The 17,168-nt window shown below is 69.1% G+C and carries 17 protein-coding genes; 9 read left to right on the forward strand and 8 right to left on the reverse strand.

Annotation, left to right across the window (positions count from 1 at the left end; genetic code table 11):
- The first annotated feature begins 40 nt into the window (after positions 1–40).
- The 3 genes from DKM19_RS47205 (at position 41) to DKM19_RS47215 (ending at position 1,357) form a co-directional block, all read left to right on the forward strand.
- On the forward strand, positions 41–307 hold the full coding sequence (locus tag DKM19_RS47205) for a hypothetical protein (RefSeq protein ID WP_110705086.1): 267 nt from the start codon (positions 41–43) through the stop codon (positions 305–307).
- 111 nt (positions 308–418) lie between these two features.
- Positions 419–811: a helix-turn-helix domain-containing protein gene (locus DKM19_RS47210; protein WP_239513977.1), complete on the forward strand. Its 393-nt coding sequence runs from the start codon at positions 419–421 to the stop codon at positions 809–811.
- 135 nt (positions 812–946) lie between these two features.
- Complete coding sequence (locus DKM19_RS47215) at positions 947–1,357, forward strand: VOC family protein (RefSeq protein ID WP_110706493.1); 411 nt, start codon at positions 947–949, stop codon at positions 1,355–1,357.
- 63 nt (positions 1,358–1,420) lie between these two features.
- Here the strand turns inward: DKM19_RS47215 and DKM19_RS47220 are convergent, their stop codons facing one another.
- Positions 1,421–1,747: a hypothetical protein gene (locus DKM19_RS47220; RefSeq protein WP_110705087.1), complete on the reverse strand. Its 327-nt coding sequence runs from the start codon at positions 1,745–1,747 to the stop codon at positions 1,421–1,423.
- Between the two features lie 82 nt (positions 1,748–1,829).
- Between DKM19_RS47220 and DKM19_RS47225 the strand changes: the two genes are divergently transcribed.
- A complete protein-coding gene (locus tag DKM19_RS47225) occupies positions 1,830–2,015 on the forward strand; it encodes a hypothetical protein (RefSeq protein ID WP_110705088.1) in 186 nt (61 codons plus the stop codon).
- 154 nt (positions 2,016–2,169) lie between these two features.
- Here the strand turns inward: DKM19_RS47225 and DKM19_RS47230 are convergent, their stop codons facing one another.
- On the reverse strand, positions 2,170–3,252 hold the full coding sequence (locus tag DKM19_RS47230; protein ID WP_110705089.1) for an aldo/keto reductase: 1,083 nt from the start codon (positions 3,250–3,252) through the stop codon (positions 2,170–2,172).
- 470 nt (positions 3,253–3,722) lie between these two features.
- On the opposite strand from DKM19_RS47230, the gene DKM19_RS47235 reads away from it, so the two are divergent.
- A complete protein-coding gene (locus DKM19_RS47235) occupies positions 3,723–7,013 on the forward strand; it encodes a S8 family serine peptidase (RefSeq protein WP_204358554.1) in 3,291 nt (1,096 codons plus the stop codon).
- A gap of 54 nt (positions 7,014–7,067) precedes the next feature.
- Here DKM19_RS47235 and DKM19_RS47240 read toward each other — a convergent pair whose 3' ends face one another.
- Entirely contained in the window at positions 7,068–7,823 is a 756-nt protein-coding gene (locus DKM19_RS47240; protein WP_110706495.1) for a siderophore-interacting protein, read from the reverse strand.
- A 449-nt stretch (positions 7,824–8,272) separates the two neighbouring features.
- Positions 8,273–9,136, reverse strand: coding sequence for a superoxide dismutase (locus DKM19_RS47245; RefSeq protein ID WP_239513978.1), 864 nt, complete (start codon positions 9,134–9,136; stop codon positions 8,273–8,275).
- Between the two features lie 406 nt (positions 9,137–9,542).
- Between DKM19_RS47245 and DKM19_RS47250 the strand changes: the two genes are divergently transcribed.
- Complete coding sequence (locus DKM19_RS47250) at positions 9,543–10,007, forward strand: hypothetical protein (RefSeq protein WP_110705091.1); 465 nt, start codon at positions 9,543–9,545, stop codon at positions 10,005–10,007.
- A gap of 216 nt (positions 10,008–10,223) precedes the next feature.
- Complete coding sequence (locus tag DKM19_RS47255; protein WP_204358555.1) at positions 10,224–11,051, forward strand: DUF72 domain-containing protein; 828 nt, start codon at positions 10,224–10,226, stop codon at positions 11,049–11,051.
- A 172-nt stretch (positions 11,052–11,223) separates the two neighbouring features.
- Here DKM19_RS47255 and DKM19_RS47260 read toward each other — a convergent pair whose 3' ends face one another.
- Positions 11,224–12,096, reverse strand: coding sequence for an LLM class flavin-dependent oxidoreductase (locus DKM19_RS47260; protein WP_110705093.1), 873 nt, complete (start codon positions 12,094–12,096; stop codon positions 11,224–11,226).
- Between the two features lie 456 nt (positions 12,097–12,552).
- On the opposite strand from DKM19_RS47260, the gene DKM19_RS47265 reads away from it, so the two are divergent.
- Positions 12,553–12,975, forward strand: a complete 423-nt coding sequence (locus tag DKM19_RS47265) for a hypothetical protein (protein ID WP_110705094.1) — start codon at positions 12,553–12,555, stop codon at positions 12,973–12,975.
- A 346-nt stretch (positions 12,976–13,321) separates the two neighbouring features.
- On the opposite strand, the gene DKM19_RS47270 is transcribed toward DKM19_RS47265, so the two are convergent.
- On the reverse strand, positions 13,322–14,047 hold the full coding sequence (locus DKM19_RS47270) for a helix-turn-helix domain-containing protein (RefSeq protein WP_110705095.1): 726 nt from the start codon (positions 14,045–14,047) through the stop codon (positions 13,322–13,324).
- 75 nt (positions 14,048–14,122) lie between these two features.
- Here DKM19_RS47270 and DKM19_RS47275 point away from each other — a divergent pair, with 75 nt between their 5' ends.
- Positions 14,123–15,049 (forward strand): LLM class flavin-dependent oxidoreductase, encoded by a 927-nt coding sequence (locus DKM19_RS47275; protein ID WP_110705096.1) that lies wholly within the window; start codon positions 14,123–14,125, stop codon positions 15,047–15,049.
- Between the two features lie 172 nt (positions 15,050–15,221).
- Here DKM19_RS47275 and DKM19_RS47280 read toward each other — a convergent pair whose 3' ends face one another.
- Both DKM19_RS47280 and DKM19_RS47285 read right to left on the reverse strand, forming a co-directional pair.
- Positions 15,222–15,767, reverse strand: coding sequence for a DUF4282 domain-containing protein (locus tag DKM19_RS47280; RefSeq protein WP_162642304.1), 546 nt, complete (start codon positions 15,765–15,767; stop codon positions 15,222–15,224).
- A gap of 333 nt (positions 15,768–16,100) precedes the next feature.
- Complete coding sequence (locus DKM19_RS47285) at positions 16,101–17,108, reverse strand: hypothetical protein (protein WP_110705098.1); 1,008 nt, start codon at positions 17,106–17,108, stop codon at positions 16,101–16,103.
- Positions 17,109–17,168 lie beyond the last annotated feature (60 nt).

Genomic DNA, 17,168 nt, shown 5'->3' on the forward strand with positions numbered 1-17,168 from the left:
CGCGGAGTACGGGCTTTCGGCACAGGCCTAAGATCAGCTCATGCGAGCCGGGTACAGCGAGGCGTTGGCGATGCTCGGGTACGTGCTCGGCATGGTCATCACGTCGGTGCTCATCGGGTGGGCGCGGGAGAGTGACCGGGAGTCGCTCGGCGAAGTCCTGCTCATGTGCTCCGTGCTGTTCGAGATCGCGTTCCTCTTCGGGCTGGTCCGGCTTCTCCTTCGCGGACTGCGGTGGGGCGGTCGCTTCTTCGCACGTCGGTGGCGGCCAATGGAGCCGGGGGATCCGTCCGGATCGCCAGGCCACTAGCGGGCCGAGGCGGCGGTACCGCTGGGCGCGGGCCGTCGTGGTGCGGCACCGAGCAGCGGATCGGTCGCCGGGTCTGTCGCGGACGGTGGGGAACCATGGTGTGATGGCGTTGTGGGCCGCGCCGCAGAAGAGACCAACCGCCGCATGCTCCGGGCACGGGACGCGATGGACCGCGCCTACGCTCAGCAGTTGGACATCCCGGCCCTGGCCCGGATCGCCCATGTGTCGGAGGCGCACTTCACGCGCACCTTCCGGGCCACGTTCGGCGAGACGCCGCACCGCTACCTGCAGCGTCGCCGTGTCGAGCGTGCGATGTCCCTGCTGCGGGAGACCGACCTCAGCGTGATGGACATCTGCTTCCAGGTCGGCTTCGGCAGCCCGGGGACCTTCAGCCGCACGTTCCGCGACATCGTCGGCCGGTCACCGAGGACGTACCGCAAGGAAGCGGTGGCCACGGGCGTACCGACGTGCTTCACGATGGCGTGGACGCGGCCGAGCGCCTGACCGGCCGCACTGCCCGTACCGTCCGCACTGCCCCGGCTGCCCGTGCCGTCTGTGCCGTCCGCACTGCCCGTGCCGTCCGTCGATTGAGCAGTTTTGGATACGTTTTTGTCCGGTTGGCTCGGTAGCGTGATGCACATGTTCAACGCCATCACGCACTCGCAGATATACGTCCTCGACCAGGATGAGGCCCTCGACTTCTACGTCGGCAAGCTTGGTCTGGAGGTCAACGCCGACGTCGACATGGGCTTCATGCGCTGGCTGACCGTCAACGTCCCCGGTCAGCCGGAGCGCCAGATCATGCTGGAGAAGCCGGGCGGTCCGGCGATGTCTGAGGAGACGGCGCAGCAGGTCCGCGAGCTGGTGACCAAGGGCGCGATGGGTGGCCATCTCATCTTCAGCACGGACGACTGCCGCAAGGCGTACGAGACGCTGCTGAGCCAGGGCGTCGAGTTCACCGAGGAACCCACCGATCGCCCGTACGGAATCGACTGCGGCCTCCGGGACCCCTTCGGCAACCACATCCGCTTCACCCAGCTGAAGGCCTGATGCTGTGACCGGCAAGGTTCACGGGATTCTTCCGGAGCCGATCACCGGCTCCGGAGCACTCGGCTACCTGGACGACGCCTGGCGGTCACTCCCGCGCTGAGCGGGCGCCTCGGCCAGTGAGGCCGGGGGCTCCTCCTGCCCGAAGGCGATCACGATGTACCTGCCGTTGGCATAGCTGACCACGGGCCGCTGGAGCATCTCGCCCACCCTGTGGGCGACCGCCTGGAACAGCTCGATCATCTCCGGCGTGTCGGCGCTCACCCTGAACCGTCCGTTGGCGGCGAGCTCCTGGGCGACGAGGGAGGCGAAGTTCGCCTCGGCCCGGACCTTCTCCTCCGCGCTGAGAGGGGTGCGCCGGAGCGAAGGCGGCGTGCCGAGAGGGTGGGTCATCGCTGATCTCCTTTGATCGCCGGCCTCCCGGCATGCTATCCGCGCTGGAATCACGATCGGGCGTTCGGTGACCATATGGGAGTTGTCGACTGATCCGAACACCACCGACGGAGACCTGATCTCCGGAGGAGACGACGGCAGGGTCATTCGCTGGTCGCTCCGGCCCGATCCACTTGTGGGGAAGCTCTGCCGGGAGATCGGCCGCGACCTCACCCGCAAGGAGTGGGTCGCCTACCTCCCCTCCGCGGACTATCGGCCCACGTGCTGAAGGGCTGTACGCCCGGTCAGGGATGGGGTTCTGATTGATCGACCGGTCCCTGCCGCGGGCGTCGTGGCAGGGACCGGTTGCGTGTCCCCGAGCAGGGCCGCCATGTCGCGGGCCTGCCGACGATACGCATCCGCCCCAGACCCGTCGCGGAGGCTCAGTAGCGGACGTCACTCTGCGACAGGGGTGGATACACGGCGGACGTCTCACCGTCGACGGTGGTCCCCGCGAACTGCAGCATCGCCCGCAGCGCGCCGTGCATCGGCGCCGGGTAGTTCAGGGTCGGGGCTGAGACCTCGTCCAGCGTGCGGAGGTGTTCGGGGGTGAGGGTCACCTCCAGGCCGGCGAGGTTGCCGTCAAGGTGTTCCACGCGCCGGGCGCCGAGGATGGGCACCACGGTGCCTTCGCGGGCGCGCAGCCAGGCCAGCGACACCGCCGCGGACGTGGTTTCGAGCTCGTCGGCGATGGCGGCGACGGCGTCGATGACCGTGAACTCGTCCTCGCCGGGACCGCCGACGAAGGCGGTGCGGGCGGAGTCGGTGACCCGGGTGTCGCGCCGGTACTTGCCGGACAGGAAGCCGTTCTTCAGGGGACTCCAGGGAACCAGCGCCATGCCCTGATCGAGCGCGAGCGGTGCGATTTCGCCCTCGACGGTGCGCGCCAGCAGCGAGTACTCGACCTGCAGCGCGATCAGCGGGGTCCAGCCCTTCAGCAGCGCCGTGGTCTGGGCCTGGGCGGTGACCCAGGCCGGCGTGTTGGAGAACCCGACGTAGCGAATCTTTCCGGCCCGGACCAGGTCGTCGAGGGTGCGCAGCGTTTCCTCGAGCGGGGTGTGCCGGTCCCAGTTGTGCAACCAGTACAGGTCCAGGTAGTCGGTGCGCATGCGGCGCAGGGTCTCGTCGAGCTGGGCGATGATCGACGAGCGGCCCGCACCGCCACCGTTGGGGTCACCGGGGAAGAGGTTGGTGAAGAACTTCGACGCCAGCACCACGTGCCGGCGCCGTCCGGGATGGGCGGCGAAGAAGTCGCCGAGGATCTTCTCCGAGTGGCCGTTGGTGTAGAAGTTCGCGGTGTCGATGAAGTTTCCGCCGCGGTCCAGGTAGGTCTCCAGGATCTTCTCGGACTCCTCGACGCTGCACCCGGCGCCCCCGGGATCCTCCCCGAAGGTCATCGCGCCGAGGGCGAACGGGCTGACTCGCAGCCCCGACCGGCCGAGGGTGACGTAGTGATCGAGCGGCATGATGTGGCTCCAGTGTGCGTCGGGATGGTCATCCCATCGAAGCGCGAGCCGTACGGTCCGCGATAGACCGATCCGCGCCGCTCCTTGCACAATCCTCTCGACTTGGCCCCGAACGGGTCTGCGCGGCCACATCGCGGACGCTTCCGGGAACTGCGCTCACCAGCGACGCAGCTGACGGCCGGATCGCCCGGCCCACCGTGAGGTTGGCCCACACTCTCTGGTCTCGATCGAGCTCCGGCGCGTACGGCGGCAGCCGGTAGGCCCTCGGCCGGTCACTGCGCTCGGCGGACGCCCGCGTCGACGCCCGGGTGCGTGCCTCGGCGGCCGCGGTGGCGGTTATGGCGTCGAGGCACAAAGGCAACCTGGTGGAGTTCCAACTTTCAACCCGAGTTACTACGATCTTGCCCGCTAGTGCATATATGCAGTCAAATGCCCATGTAAGGGACAAGATGTTCAAAAGAACGTGGTGGGTGCCAGCCCTCGCCATGACAGCCATGGTGTTCAACGCCGTGCCGAGCCAACCGGCGATGGCCGATGTGGGTGCTCCCAGCGCAGGGAAGACGTACACCGTCACCCTGTTGACGGGCGACGTGGTGACCGTGAAGACCACCGAGTCCGGCTGTCCCAGGGTCACGGTGCAACCGGCCGAACGGAGCGGGGTGATCCGGCAGACCTGCGGTCCCGACGGGCACGTGCGGGTCATCCCCGCTCGCGTCGCGGCGCAGGTCGGCTCGGTCCTCGACCCGGCACTCTTTGACGTCACCGCGCTGATCCACGACGGCTACGACGACGCCAGCACTCCGGAACTGCCGGTCATCGTGCAGTCCACGGCGAGCGCACGAGTGACGGCCCTCGGAGACGTGCGGCAGCTGCCGAGTATCGGCTCGGTGGCCGGACACATCCCCAAGAAGAGCGTGGCCACCGCGAAGATGGCCACGGACTCCCTGCTCGCGGGGGCCGCGAAGGTCTGGCTCGACCGTAAGGTCCGGGCCACCGCGCTCAACAACACCGACCTCGACCACAACCTGGGTCAGATCTCCGCGCCGAAGGCCTGGGACGACGGCTACACCGGCAAGGGCACCCGGGTCGCCGTGCTCGACAGCGGCGCCGACTTCACCCACCCGGACCTGGCCGGTCAGGTCGCCGACCGGGCCGACTTCACCGTCGAGGGGGGCGACGCCGTGGACCACTTCGGCCACGGCACCCACGTCGCCGCGACCATCGCCGGCAACGGATCCGCCTCGCACGGCGAGCGCCGCGGTGTCGCGCCGAACGCCCGCCTGCTCATCGGCAAGGTCCTCGACGACTCCGGCTCCGGCTCGGACTCGCAGATCATCTCCGGCATGGAGTGGGCCGCGTCCCGGGCCGACGTGATCAACATGAGCCTCGGCGAGTCGGATCCGAGTGACGGGACCGACCCGCTCTCGCTCGCCGTCGACGCGCTGACCAAGCAGACCGGCGCGCTCTTTGTCATCGCCGCGGGCAACAGCGGTGGCGCGATCGCGTCGCCCGGCTCCGCCACCGCCGCGCTGACGGTCGGCGCCGTCGACGGCGCCGACCGGCTCGCGGACTTCTCCAGCCGGGGGCCGCTGATCAACACCCGCGCGGCCAAGCCGGAACTGGTCGCACCGGGCGTCGACATCGTCGCCGCGCGGGCCGCCGGCACGACGCTGGGCTCACCCGTCGACAAGTACTACGTCTTCTCCTCCGGCACCTCGATGGCCGCCCCGCACGCCGCGGGCACCGCCGCACTCCTCGCCCAGCGGCACCCCGACTGGAAGGCGGACCGGCTCAAGGCCGCGCTCGTCGGCGCCGCCGACCCGCTGCCCGGTGCGGACCCGTACGCCGTCGGCGCGGGCCGGCTCAACGCGGTCCGGGCGCTCTCCGGCCCGGTCAGCGACCAGCCGGTGGTCGCCCTCGGCACGTTCGACTACCCACAGTCGGGAACCAGCGAGGCGAAGCTGAGCTGGACCGGCGAGCCGACCTCGGCGACCGTCAACCTCGACCTCGACGTCGCGGTCATCGGCCACTCGGGGGCGCCCGCACGGCGCGGCGTCGCGTCGCTGTCGGAGACCCGGATCAGGCTGAGGCGCGGCGACTCCGCCGGCTCGACCCTGCGGGTCGACCGCTCGGCCCTGGCCGGGAAGCCCGGCCTGTACACCGCTGTCGTCACCGCCCGCACCTCCAACGGGAAGTTCGCGTCGAGCACCCCGGTGACCTTCTACGTCGAGCCGCAGAGTTACGACCTGACCGTCAGCACCGTCAAGATGCCGCCGATGTCGCCCGACGCATCGGACTGGGTCAACGTGCTGGTGACCAACCTCGACGACCCGATGGTCTACGGCGGCGGCGCGTTCGCCGTCCCCGGCGACACCGTCACGCTGCGGGTCCCCGTCGGCCGCTACGCGGTGACCGGCGCGTACGGCGCCTACGACCCCTTCACCAGCAAGCAGCAGGGGACCTTCGTCGGCGACTCGGATGTCAGCGTCACCGCCGACAGCACCATGAAGCTGGACCCCGCGACGGCCAAGCCGGTGACCGCCTCGATCGACGGGGTCGCCACCAAGAGCAACACCGTCGACTTCACCTACCTGCAGACCTCGCGAAACGGTCTGACCTGGTACGACTTCGTCTCCGGCTGGGGCGAGTCGGCGAGCATCTCGGTGGCGCCGATGAAGCGTCCCGGGATCGGGAGCCTCCGGGCGTACGCGGGATTCGGCCTGGAGTCACCCGACAACACGGCCAGCCCGTACCTCTACGACCTGGTCCGCGATTTCGGCAACGCCGTCCCGGCCGACCCGAGCTACCGGGTGACGACGGCCGAGCGGGCCAAACTCGCCCGGATCGACCAGCGGTTCAGCCAGATGGACTCGCCCGGGATGGTCACCTCGCTGCGGCGCTACGGCTACACCCCCGACGGGGTGTACCTCACTCAGCACCGCACGTACGACCTGCCGGTGTCCCGCACCGACTACGTCTCCCCCGGGTTCATCTGGCAGGACGAGGGGATCTACGGCGGGCTGCTCGCCCAGGAGGGCGCCCGTGACTACCAGCCCGGCAGCAGGCAGGCCAAGACCTGGGCGCGGCAACCGCTGCACTCCGACTGGTACGACGACCCGGCCGGCGCGGGGTACGGCTGTGTCTCGGCACCGGCCAGGACCCGCGGCAACCTGAGCGTGGACCTGGTCCTGCTCACCGACCAGCACCAGCGGGCCGACTGCCTCGCGGGCGGCTCGATCGGCGTCAACCGCAAGCTGTCGCTCTACCGGGACGGGAAGCTCGTCGGTGAGGGAGCCGCCTCGCGCGCCGACTTCACCGTGCCCGAGAAGGCGGCGGACTACCGCCTGGACTTCGACGTCGAGACGAGCCTGATCCTGCCGATCTCGACCCGGGTCAGCACCTCGTGGACGTTCCGGTCGGCCGGCCCGAGCGACACCTCGAGTGTCCCGTTGCCGCTCCTCTCGGTCGACTACGCGCTGCCGCTGGACGCCGCCAACCACCCGACGGGTGGGACGGCCGACTTCAGCGTCCGGCAGGCGAAGGGCGTACCGGCCCAGCGGGTCACCTCGTTCCAGGTGTGGACCTCGACCGACGACGGCGCCACCTGGCGTTCGGCCCGGGTCCGCTCCGACGGGGACGGCTACCGGGCCGACCTTCCGGCGACCACGGCCGGGCAGGCCGTCTCGCTGCGGGTGAAGGCCGCAGGCGGCGGCGGTAGCGGTATCGAACAGACGATCATCCGGGCCTACCACGCCGGCTGACGTCCCATGATGACGCGGCCCGGCTCCGAGCCGGGCCGCGTCGGTCCAGGCCCGTCAGTCCAGGCCCCGTTTTCCGGGTGCCCAGAACGCTTTGACCAGAACGGCGTCGCGTGGCCAGCCGCGCTCGCGGACGAGATGCTCGCGTACGGCCTGGCACGTGCGCGCCTGTCCGGCGACGTAGGCCACACCCGGATGGTCGGGCAGAGCGAGCGAGCGGACGGCGTGGACGAGCAGGTCCGTATCCGCCGGGGATGCGCTGTCCCGATACACCCAGGTCAGCTCGTCCGACCGGGACAGCGGCAGCCGGTCGTCGGGGCCGCCGACGGCGACTGCCCCGTACGCGCGGGCCGAGCCGGGCAGGGCGCGGAGCATGGCGCCGAAGGCGACCTCGGCTGTCTCGTCTCCCACGAAGAGGTGGTACGGCGCATCGCCGCGTGGCACGAACCGGCCTTCCGGCCGGGTGAACGCCACATGCCGGCCGATGCTCGCCTGCCTTGACCAGAGGGCTCCGGGACCCGCTTCCGCGTGGTCGAGGATGCACAGGTCGAGGGACCCGCGAGGGTCGTAGTCCCATATCGAGTAGGTGCGGAGCAGGTCGCGGAAACCTCGTAACCAGATCTGGGGCGAGAGCAGATCGCCGACCTGCAGCCGAACGTGCTGACCGGGAGTCCAGTCAAGGTCGCGCAGGGACGCTCCGCCGATCCTGATCCGGCGCATATGCCGTGCGACGGGCACGACGTCCTCCACCGTGCCGGACACGAGGACTCGGTCCAGGATGCGCCGTATCGGCCTGGCGCCCGCCGTACTCATCGGGTGGCCGCCGCGCACTCCAGAAGGTGCTCCACCTGTGGAAAACCGGGGGTACGGGCCTGATCGGCCATCCGCGAACCGCTCACCTGGACCGGTGCGGAGGCCTTGTGGCGAGGCTCCCGCAGGCCCCGGCGGCCGGGAGAGGAGTGGCCTGCCGCGCTGGCCACCCGCGTGACGGCTGAGGCCGCAGGTGCCGATCCGTGGTCGTTTCCCTGAATCGTGCGGTCATCGGTGATTGCTGGTGGGCTGACCGTCTCAGCCTGATTGCTCATACGGTCAGGGTGAAGGTTAATGTGCACATGAAGTCAAGCGATTCGGACGGGGACATGACCAAGTGCTCCCACGCCCGCGAACGGATCGCATCACGCATCCCCTCCGGCAGCCGGACAGCGGCGACCGTGTGAAGGAGCGTGCCCGCCGCGGCGGGCACGCCAATCATGAAAGAACGATCAGTGACGCTTGACGGCCACCACGTTGTACGTGGTCGTCGGGGTGGGGGTCGTGGTGAAGCGGGCGTTGGGGAGGTAGAGGCGGTCGCGGAAGGGGGCGATGGTGGTGGGGACGTCGAAGCGACCGTCCACGAGTTTGCGGACCACCTTCCCGGAGGTGGCGTCGCGGTTCAAGGAGAGGGACGTCAGGGTGTTCAGGCGGTTCTGCACGACGTAGAGGGTGCGGCCCTCCAGCAGCAGGCCGTCACCGTTGACCAGGGACTCGGTGCCGATGTCCACCAGGGTGGCGACGCCGGTCGAGGGGTTGACGCGGAACAGCTTGCCGGTGTTGGACTGGACGACGAGCAGGGCCTTGCGGTCGGGGGTCGGGGCGATGCCGTTGGCGTTGTTGCCGGTCGTGTAGACGATGTCCCCGCTGAGCGGCACCTTCACCGCCTCTTTCGGCAACGTTCCCCCGCGCCCGAACGGCAGCTTGTACAGCACGGGGTTGGCCGAGTCGGTGAAGTACGCCGCGTCGCGGGTGAGCACGACGTCATTGACGAACGAGGTGCCGGTGGCGAGCTGGTAGCTCGCGAGCACCTTGCCGCTCCGGGTGTCGATCACGCGGGCGTTGCCGCCGGTGCCGCCGGCGACGAACAGCCGGCCGCGCTCGTCGACCTTGAGGCCGAGTGACGGAGTGCCCGGCCCCGGATCGATGATCCGGCCCCGGCCCGTGCGCAGGTCGACTCGGTAGATCGCGCCGGTCAGGCGCGAGCCGAAGTACGCGGCCGAGCCCGGGCCGATGGCGATCCCTTCCGGCTGGAAACCGTCCGGAAGAGAGAATTCAGCGGGATAGGCGGGCTTGCTTGCAGAGGTCTTGCTCACAGAGGTCTTGCTCACGGAGGTAGAGACAGAGGCAGGGGCCGCACCGGCCCTGGATCCGGCCTCGGCCGCAGTGGCGGTCGAGGCTCCCACGAGCACGGCAAAGAACCCTGCTAAGAGGACTGCCACCTTCATTGAAGAACATCCCATCTGTCGGGGGTGGGGTGGTCTACCGAAATGCCCGCTTGGGCAAGTGGTCTAACGCGTGACACCCGGCTGTTGTTCTCAGGAGACGGGTTGTTTGTGTGTCGTAGTGCACGCTCGGCGCTGAGCGTGCGTTTGTACGCAGAACGGGACGTTGTGCCTGCCTAATGTCAGTGCTGTCCGGAACGAGCGGCCATCACAAAGCTCACCGGACACCAGCACCACACACTCACCCGAGCGTCCTCACCAGAAGGAATTCCCCCTCATGAGCAAGCTTCGTAGCGTCCTGGTCGGCACCGCCCTGGCCGGAGCCCTCGCGGCCGGCATCGCCGCGGCTCCCGCCCAGGCCGCCACCGCCTCCACCGCCGGTACGGCCTCGGTCGCCCAGGCCCAGTACACCAAGCACTGGTTCTCCGGCTCCTCCAGCTTCGGCCGGGGCGAGTCCCGCGGCGACCGCTCGGAATACCGCGGCTACTGGTACTACTCGAACGGCCGCTACTACTTCGACATCGAGGCCCGGGATCACGACCGGGACCGCCAGAACACCTACGTCGACTTCAGCTGGCACGACAACAACGGCTGGCACAACCGCCGGTTCTTCACCGGCGGCAGGAGCGAGTGGAAGTTCAGCTACAGCCGCAACAGCGGCTTCGACGGCTTCCGCACCCGCATCGGCGAGGGCAACTCCCGCGACTTCGACTGGGGCAACTACTACCGCCACTCCTTCTGATCCCTGGAGGTGGTGTGACGCGCTTCGCGTCCGAGGGCGATCCGGCCGATACTTCCGTCGGCCGGCGCCACTCCTCTCAAATGTTGCCAAGGGCTGAGATGGGTACGGGCTGCTCCGCACAGGCAGGTGCGGCTGGTCGGCTCAGGGCGAGCTCGGTATTTTCTCCTGCCGACCTTGGATAGCGTCGGAGCCATGCGGCTTCATGTGGGATGCGCGATGTGGACTCACGCGCCATGGCAGAGGCGCTTTCTGCCCCATCCGCTCCCTCCCGGGGAGCGCCTGCGGGCCTATGCGACCTGGTGCAACGCGGTGGAGGGCAATACGACGTTCTACGCGACACCGACGAGAAGCACGGTGGAGTCGTGGGCGCGGCAGACCGACCCCGCCTTCCGCTTCGTGGTCAAGCTGCCCAAGCCGATCACGCACGAGCGTCGCCTTACCGACACCGACGAGGAACTCCGATCGTTTCTGGAGGCGATCGAGCCACTCGGACCGCGAGCCCACGCACTCTGGATCCAACTGCCGGGATCGTTCGCTCCGACCGACCTCGGCACCCTGGCGGGCTTTCTTCGCCGGCTTCCCCGCTCGCACAGATACGCCGTCGAGGTCCGCCACCGCGCGTTCTTCGATGACGCGCGATCCGGACGGCTTCTCGAAAGGGTCCTCGCCGGCGCCGACGCCGAGTGGATCCCGTTCGACACCACCGCGCTCTTCCAGAGTCCTCCGACCAGCGACGCCGAACGAGACGCGTGGATGAAAAAACCGCGCATGCCGCACCGGGCGTCCGCCCTCACCGACCGTCCGATCGTTCGCTACCTCGGCCGGGACGACACGGCGCGCACGGTCGAGGGCTGGCAGCAATGGATCGGCGTGGTCACCGAATGGCTGCGCGAAGGCCGCTCGCCGACCGTGTTCATCCATACTCCCGACAATGCCGACGCGCTGATGCTCGCCCGCCGGTTTCACGACGACGTACGGGCCCGGCTGCCCGAGATCGAGCCACTGCCCGAGCCCATGCCGACCGAGCCGCTGACCCTCTTCTGACCGCCGAACCTTCCGTCCCGCCCTCTGAGCGCTGAACCTTCCGTCCCGCGCAGGCGGGCGGACCCGTCTCACCGCGCCGCGTCGTCGGTCACCCGGCGGCTCATCGCACCGCGTCGTCGGTCATCCGGGCGGCTCGCCCGCTGTGCCGTCGGCTATCCGGACGGCTCGCCCCTCAGGGGACGAGCGGCCGGACCTCGTCGGCCACGAACCGTACGAAGCCCTCGGGATCCGGTTCGTCGGCTGTGGGCTGGAGGATCACGGTGTCCGCTCCGGCGTTCGCCAGTCGCAGGACGGCCTCCGCGACCGCGTCCGCGCTCCCGGTGGCCCCGATGTCCTCTATCGAGGCGTCGCCCCAGCGCTCGAGCTCGGCCGCCAGGCGCGCGGCTCCGTCAGGTCCGGTCGCCGCGTGGAGATAGGCGATCACCTCGTGGTGGTCGGTGCGTCCACCCGCCGCGCGCCCCTCGTCGATGAGCTCGCGGGCCCGCCGCACCTTCTCGGGCGGAGTGCCGGCGACGAGGATGGTTCCGTCCGCGGCCTCGCCGCTCAGCCGCAACGAGCGCGGCCCGACCGCCCCGGAGAACACCGCGGGCGCCGTCGCCGGCGGCCAGTCGAGGGCGACGTCGTCGAGCTTCACGTAACGGCCGTCCGTGGTGACCCGCTCGCTCCGCAGCAGCGCCCGCAGTGCGGTGAGGTGCTCACGCAGCAGTGTCATCGGCGACTCCGCCTGCGCACCGACCTGTGCCATCCATTCCTGGACGCCGTGACCGATGCCCAGAAGGACCCGATCCGGGAACAGGCGGTGCAGGGTGGCGGCCTCCATCGCCGTCAGTGCGACGTTCCGCAGGGGCACGGGGAGCAGGCCGACGCCGATGTGCAGCCGTTCCGTCCAGGCCAGGGCCGCGGCCGCGCTGGCGATGCCGCTTTCCAGGAAGCAGTCCTCCCAGAGCCATAGTTGTTCCAGGCCCGCCTTGTCCGCCGCCTGGGCCACGTCGCGTAGCCGTTCGGGGGGCAGCTGGGGCCTGAACACAGCGCCGAGAGTAGTCATGAGATCTTTTCTACCGGTCAGTTCTTGGACAAACAATACTTTTTGGGCATGGAAAGCCATGGGCGTCGTTACTCTCCGAGCGTCCGCCAAGATCACCCTATGACCGTCGGCCAGTCTGGTCCGCGATGACGGCGACCATGGCGTAGCCCGCGTAGGTCGATCACCGTGCCCGTAAAGATCAACTCTCGATCGTCGGTCGGTTCGGTTCTCGATGGCGGCGACCGCACGGGCGGCTGAGCGGTCGATCGCCTCTCCGCCCGACAGATTGTCCATATGGGGACATGGCCAGACTCATCGGCCCGGCCGTCGGGGGCCGGACCGCTCTTTCCCGCCATCCCGCTGACACCCGCCGACGCGGCCGCGTGACGGTCGGTCATTCCCTTGGAGGAATTGTTGCCCCGCGGTCCTTCTCGCAAGATTCGGGAGAGACGCCGACACATCAGCCAAGGAGAAGCAGTGACCGATATCCATGCCCAGGACCTGGCCGCCCGCTATGTCGCCCTCTGGAACGAGCCGGACGCCGAGCTACGTCGCAAGGCCATCCGGGAGCTGTGGGCCGAGGGCGGTTCCCACGTCCTTCAGCCGCCCCAGGAGATCCGGGAGATCGCCGCGGGACTGGGCTTCGGCTCCACCACCCTCGAAGCTCACGGGTACGACGCGCTCGAAGTCCGGGTGATCCACTCCTACGAGGAGTTCGTCGCCCCGGGGCGGTTCGTCTTCCGGCCGCAGGACAACGCCGTCCGTCTCCACAACGTCGTCACGTTCACCTGGGAGATGGTGCCCACCGATGGCGGCGAGGTGGCGGGCGGCGGGCGAGAGACCCTCATCCTCGACGAGAACGGCCACATCGCCACCGACTACATGTTCCCCGGTATCTGACAGAGACCGGCCGCGATCCTCCCGGTGCCCGATGGATCGGCCGTTGTTTCCGGCGTCCGACCGGATTGGCCGCGTTTCCCGGGATCCGGTAGGTCGGTCGCGGTCCCTGGGATCCGGTAGGTCGGCTGCGGTCCCTGGAATTCGGTAGATCGGTCGTGATTCCCCGGGATCCAGTAGGTCGGTCGCGGTTTCCGGGATCCGGTAGATCGGTCGTGGTCCCTGGGATCCGGCAGGTCGGTCACGGTTCCTGGGATCCGGTAGATCGGCTGCGGTTCCCGGCGTCCGGCAGGTCGGTTGCGATTCCCCGGGATCCGGCAGGCCGGTCCCGATCGAGCCGCTCGGGGTGTCATTCGGCCAGTAGCGCCGCCGTGGCCGCGTCGGCGGGCAGGAACGCCTCCAGCCTCAGCTCCGCCACGGTCACGTCGGTCGCGGTCGCGAACGTCGTGATCGTGGTCGTCAGCCGCAGCTCGCCGCGGGCCGAGCGCAGCCGTACGGGCACGGCGAAACCGACGTGGTCGGGCCCCGGCGCGACGTGCGGCACGTAGCCGGACAGCTCGTCGTAGAGGTCGCCGCGTGGGATGCGGTCGAAGATGTGCTGCGCCCACTGCGACAGGTTGGCGATCCGCGCCGCCAGGCCCTCCGGGTGCAGGGAGAGGCGCAGCACGTTGACCGGCGGGCGCAGGAGGTGCTCCGCGACACCCTCGGTGAGCAGGGAGAACGCGTCGTTGGCGAGCACCAGCTCATGCTCCGCGTCCACGACGATCGCGGGGTAGGGCAGGTGCCCGGTCAGGATGTGCCCCAGCGCGGTGCGTACGTGCTCCAGGCTCGGATCGTCGAGCGGGGTCTGCGGGTAGACGGGGGCGTAACCGGCCGCGAGCAGGAGCTCGTTGCGTTCCCTGAGCGGCAGTTCCATCGACTCGCCCAGCCGTACCACCATGGTCCGGCCGGGCCGGGAGCGTCCGCTCTCCATGAAGCTGAGGTGACGCTGTGTCGTGCCCGCGCGCAGGGCGAGATCGAGCTGGCTGAGGTGGCGGCGATGCCGGTTCGCGCGCAGGGTCTGAGAGAAGTCCACACTCCCAGTCTGCGGGGTCCGTCTATTCCGTCGAGGGAATTGTCGGTATTCACGGGCGGGAGCACGATCCGTCCCATGAACACGCGACTGGGGGTTCTGCTCCCCACCAACCACAGCCAGTGGAACGACGCCCGCCGGTTGGTCGACTTCGGCGTTCGCGCCGAGCGGCTCGGCTACGACTCGGTCTGGGTCAATGACACCCTGCTCGGCGCGCGCGTCGAGCCGCTGGCCATGCTCGCCGCGCTCTCGCCGATGACCGAACGCGTCACGCTCGGCACCGCGGCGCTGCTGCCAGCCTTCCGCCGCCCGATCATGGCCGCGCAGGAGCTGGCCTCCATCGATCACCTGTCGGGCGGGCGGCTGGTCGTCACCGTGGGCGCGGGTTTCCCCGGCCGGTCGGAGGTCGAGTACGCGCTGTCAGAGGTGCCGTGGGAGCGCCGCTTCGGGCGGCTGGACGACACGGTCGCCCTGTGGCGGGCCTTGTGGGCGGGCGAGCGGGCGTTCCACGGCAAGACGCTGCGCTTCGACGAGCTGCCCGAATCCACGCCGTCCTACCGGCCCGGCGGGCCACCGATCTGGCTGGGCGGGGGGAGCGAGTCGGCGCTGGGGCGCACCGGGCGGCTCTACGACGGGTGGATGCCCTACCCGCCCGACCCCGCCGACTACCGCGCGGGCCTCCAGACGGTACGGCGCACCGCGAGGGAGGCGGGGCGCTCCGCCGGCGCGATCACCCCGGCGTTGTTCCTCACGGTGCTGGTCACCGACGACGCGGAGCGGGGCGGACGGGAGCTCGACGCCTACTGCCGGACCACGTACGGCCTGCCGTACGAGAGGGTGCGGAAGATCCAGGCGATGGTCGCCGGCTCTGCCGAGCAGGTGGTCGCCACGCTGACCCGTTACGCGGAGGCGGGCACGGAGCACGTGGTCTGCCGTATCGCGGCCCCGGACCTCGACACGCAGCTCGACCAGCTGGAGATGATCGCCGGGATCGTCCGCCCATGACCGGGCGGTGGTGCGGCACAACCACGTCGGATCGCCATCCCATCGAGACGGGTGCCGGTGGATCCGGGTCCGTGGATCGACGCGGTGCCTGACAGCCTCGCCTCCGTGATCATGCGGGCCGGGACGCGGTCTCCGTCCGGTGATTCCGATCCCCCTGAAGAAACGGGACACCTCAGATTTCGCCGCGGGCGCGGATTGCTCCCAGGTCTTCCTTGATCTTGAAGATGACGATCAGCAGTTCCATCCATACGCGGGTGAGGAGGACGGCGAAGAACCAGACGATCGGTGCGACCAAGAACGTGATGATGCCGGCCGTCGTGCTCGCGACGAAGGCGGAGGCCACAAAGGAGAGCGCCGAGAGCCCCTGGAGCACCACGATGACGATAAAGATGACCTTGATGACGCTCGTCGTCACATAGTGGTCGAAGCTCAGATCGAAAAGGCGGGCGAAGAACCCGTTTCCCGTGGTCTTGGGCTGCTGGTACATCTGCTGCTGGTAGGTGGGCTGTGAGGGCTGCTGTCCGTAGTTTCCGTAGCCCTGCTGTGGATCCTGAGTCTGGTAGGGATTGGCGCCGTACTGCGGTTCCTGGCTCTGATAGGGGCCGGCCCCGTACTGCGGGTCCTGGGCCTGGTAGGGGTTGGCCCCATACTGCGGATCCTGCGCCTGGTAGGGGTTGGCGCCGTACTGCGGATCCTGGTTCTGGTAGGGGTTGGTCATCGTTCCGTCCTTGATCGGGGGGTGGTGATCCCAGATACCTTGCCAGAAAATCGACAGGGGCAAGGGGGGCGTTATACGGAGAGGTTCGACTTCCTGCGAGATTGATCGAGATCACCATGGACTCGCAGCGATGAGTCCCATTGGGGTTTTATGGGCTTGTGCTTGATGGTGTGCTCTGATCTCCTGTTTCACAGGGGAAAGAACGTGGAAATCGGGAGATGCCCGCAGCGCGCGATCGTACGTGCTCCCCTCGGTCTTCGTCAGGTCCTCGGCGATTTCCGCGGCGCTGTCGCCTGCCGGCTCCGCGACGAGAGGCGAGGGTGCCGCCGGGTGTCACGGCGAGGCCGGCTCGAAGGAGGAGATGACGAGCCAGACGGCCGCGACCACGATCACGACCAGTACGGCGAGGTCCTTCGGCCGTCCCGGGATCCTGCTCCGCAGCGAGCGAACGACCCCGGTCACGGAGAGCGGCTCTCGGCGGCTCCAGGTGGCTGCCACGACGAGAGCGGCCGCAAGGAGCAGGGGCCATCTGACCAGGCCGAGGGGATGTTCCTGAAAATCACCCTCGTAGGGGCTGAACCGCACGACGGCATCAAGCAGGGCGAAGACGAGAAGGAGCGCCCCGGCTCCGGCACCGGCCGGCCGCCCCCACCGGGCGGAGGCGCCCTTCGCCGCCGCGGCCAGTGCGACGATCACGATCGGCAGGCCGATCGCGTCGGCTCCGGAGACCCATGCGTTAAAGGCGTCCCAGAACGACTCCGGAGCCCCATAGCGGAGGCCGGGGGTCAGGACATCGGTCGCTGTCGGAAAGCTCCAGGTCATCGTCGGAAGGCGGCAGGTGATCGCCGTCCACGCCGCGGCGGCGACGGCGAGCATCCAGAGAGCGCCTCCACGCTCCGTGCGTGACAGCGGTGACCGGGCCGCCAGGGCCAGTGACACCGCGGCCACCGGGTAGCAGGCGATCAGAAGCCAGGGCAGCACGACGGGAAGCTCCCGCACGCCGCACGGGTCGGTGCCGGGTAGGAAGATCGCTGTGAACAGCCCGAGCGCGAGCACGGAGCCGATCGCCAGGGCGGCCGTGAGAGTGGCCCGGCGCGGCGCGCGCAGGACGAGGCCGGCCAGGACGACCGGTAACAGGAGTTCGGCCCAGAACAGCAGCTCCCGCGACGCGCTCTCCAGGGCGTGGGAACCGGAAAAAGTTCCGGAGCAGACCCATACGGTGCTTTCCCCGCCGATCTCGAGAGCCATCAGGATCACCGGTCCCGCCGCGGCCAGAACCGCGCCGAAGCGGAGAGCCGCCGTCGCCGATGATGCCGTCTCCGCCTGCGGTACCTGAGCCATGTGACCCTTTCTGTCTTCGCCCCCGAAAACAGATCAACTCAGGTGAGGGTAGTGGAGCGC

Source organism: Streptosporangium sp. 'caverna', from assembly GCF_003203775.1.
Classification (GTDB): Bacteria; Actinomycetota; Actinomycetes; order Streptosporangiales; family Streptosporangiaceae; genus Streptosporangium; species Streptosporangium subroseum.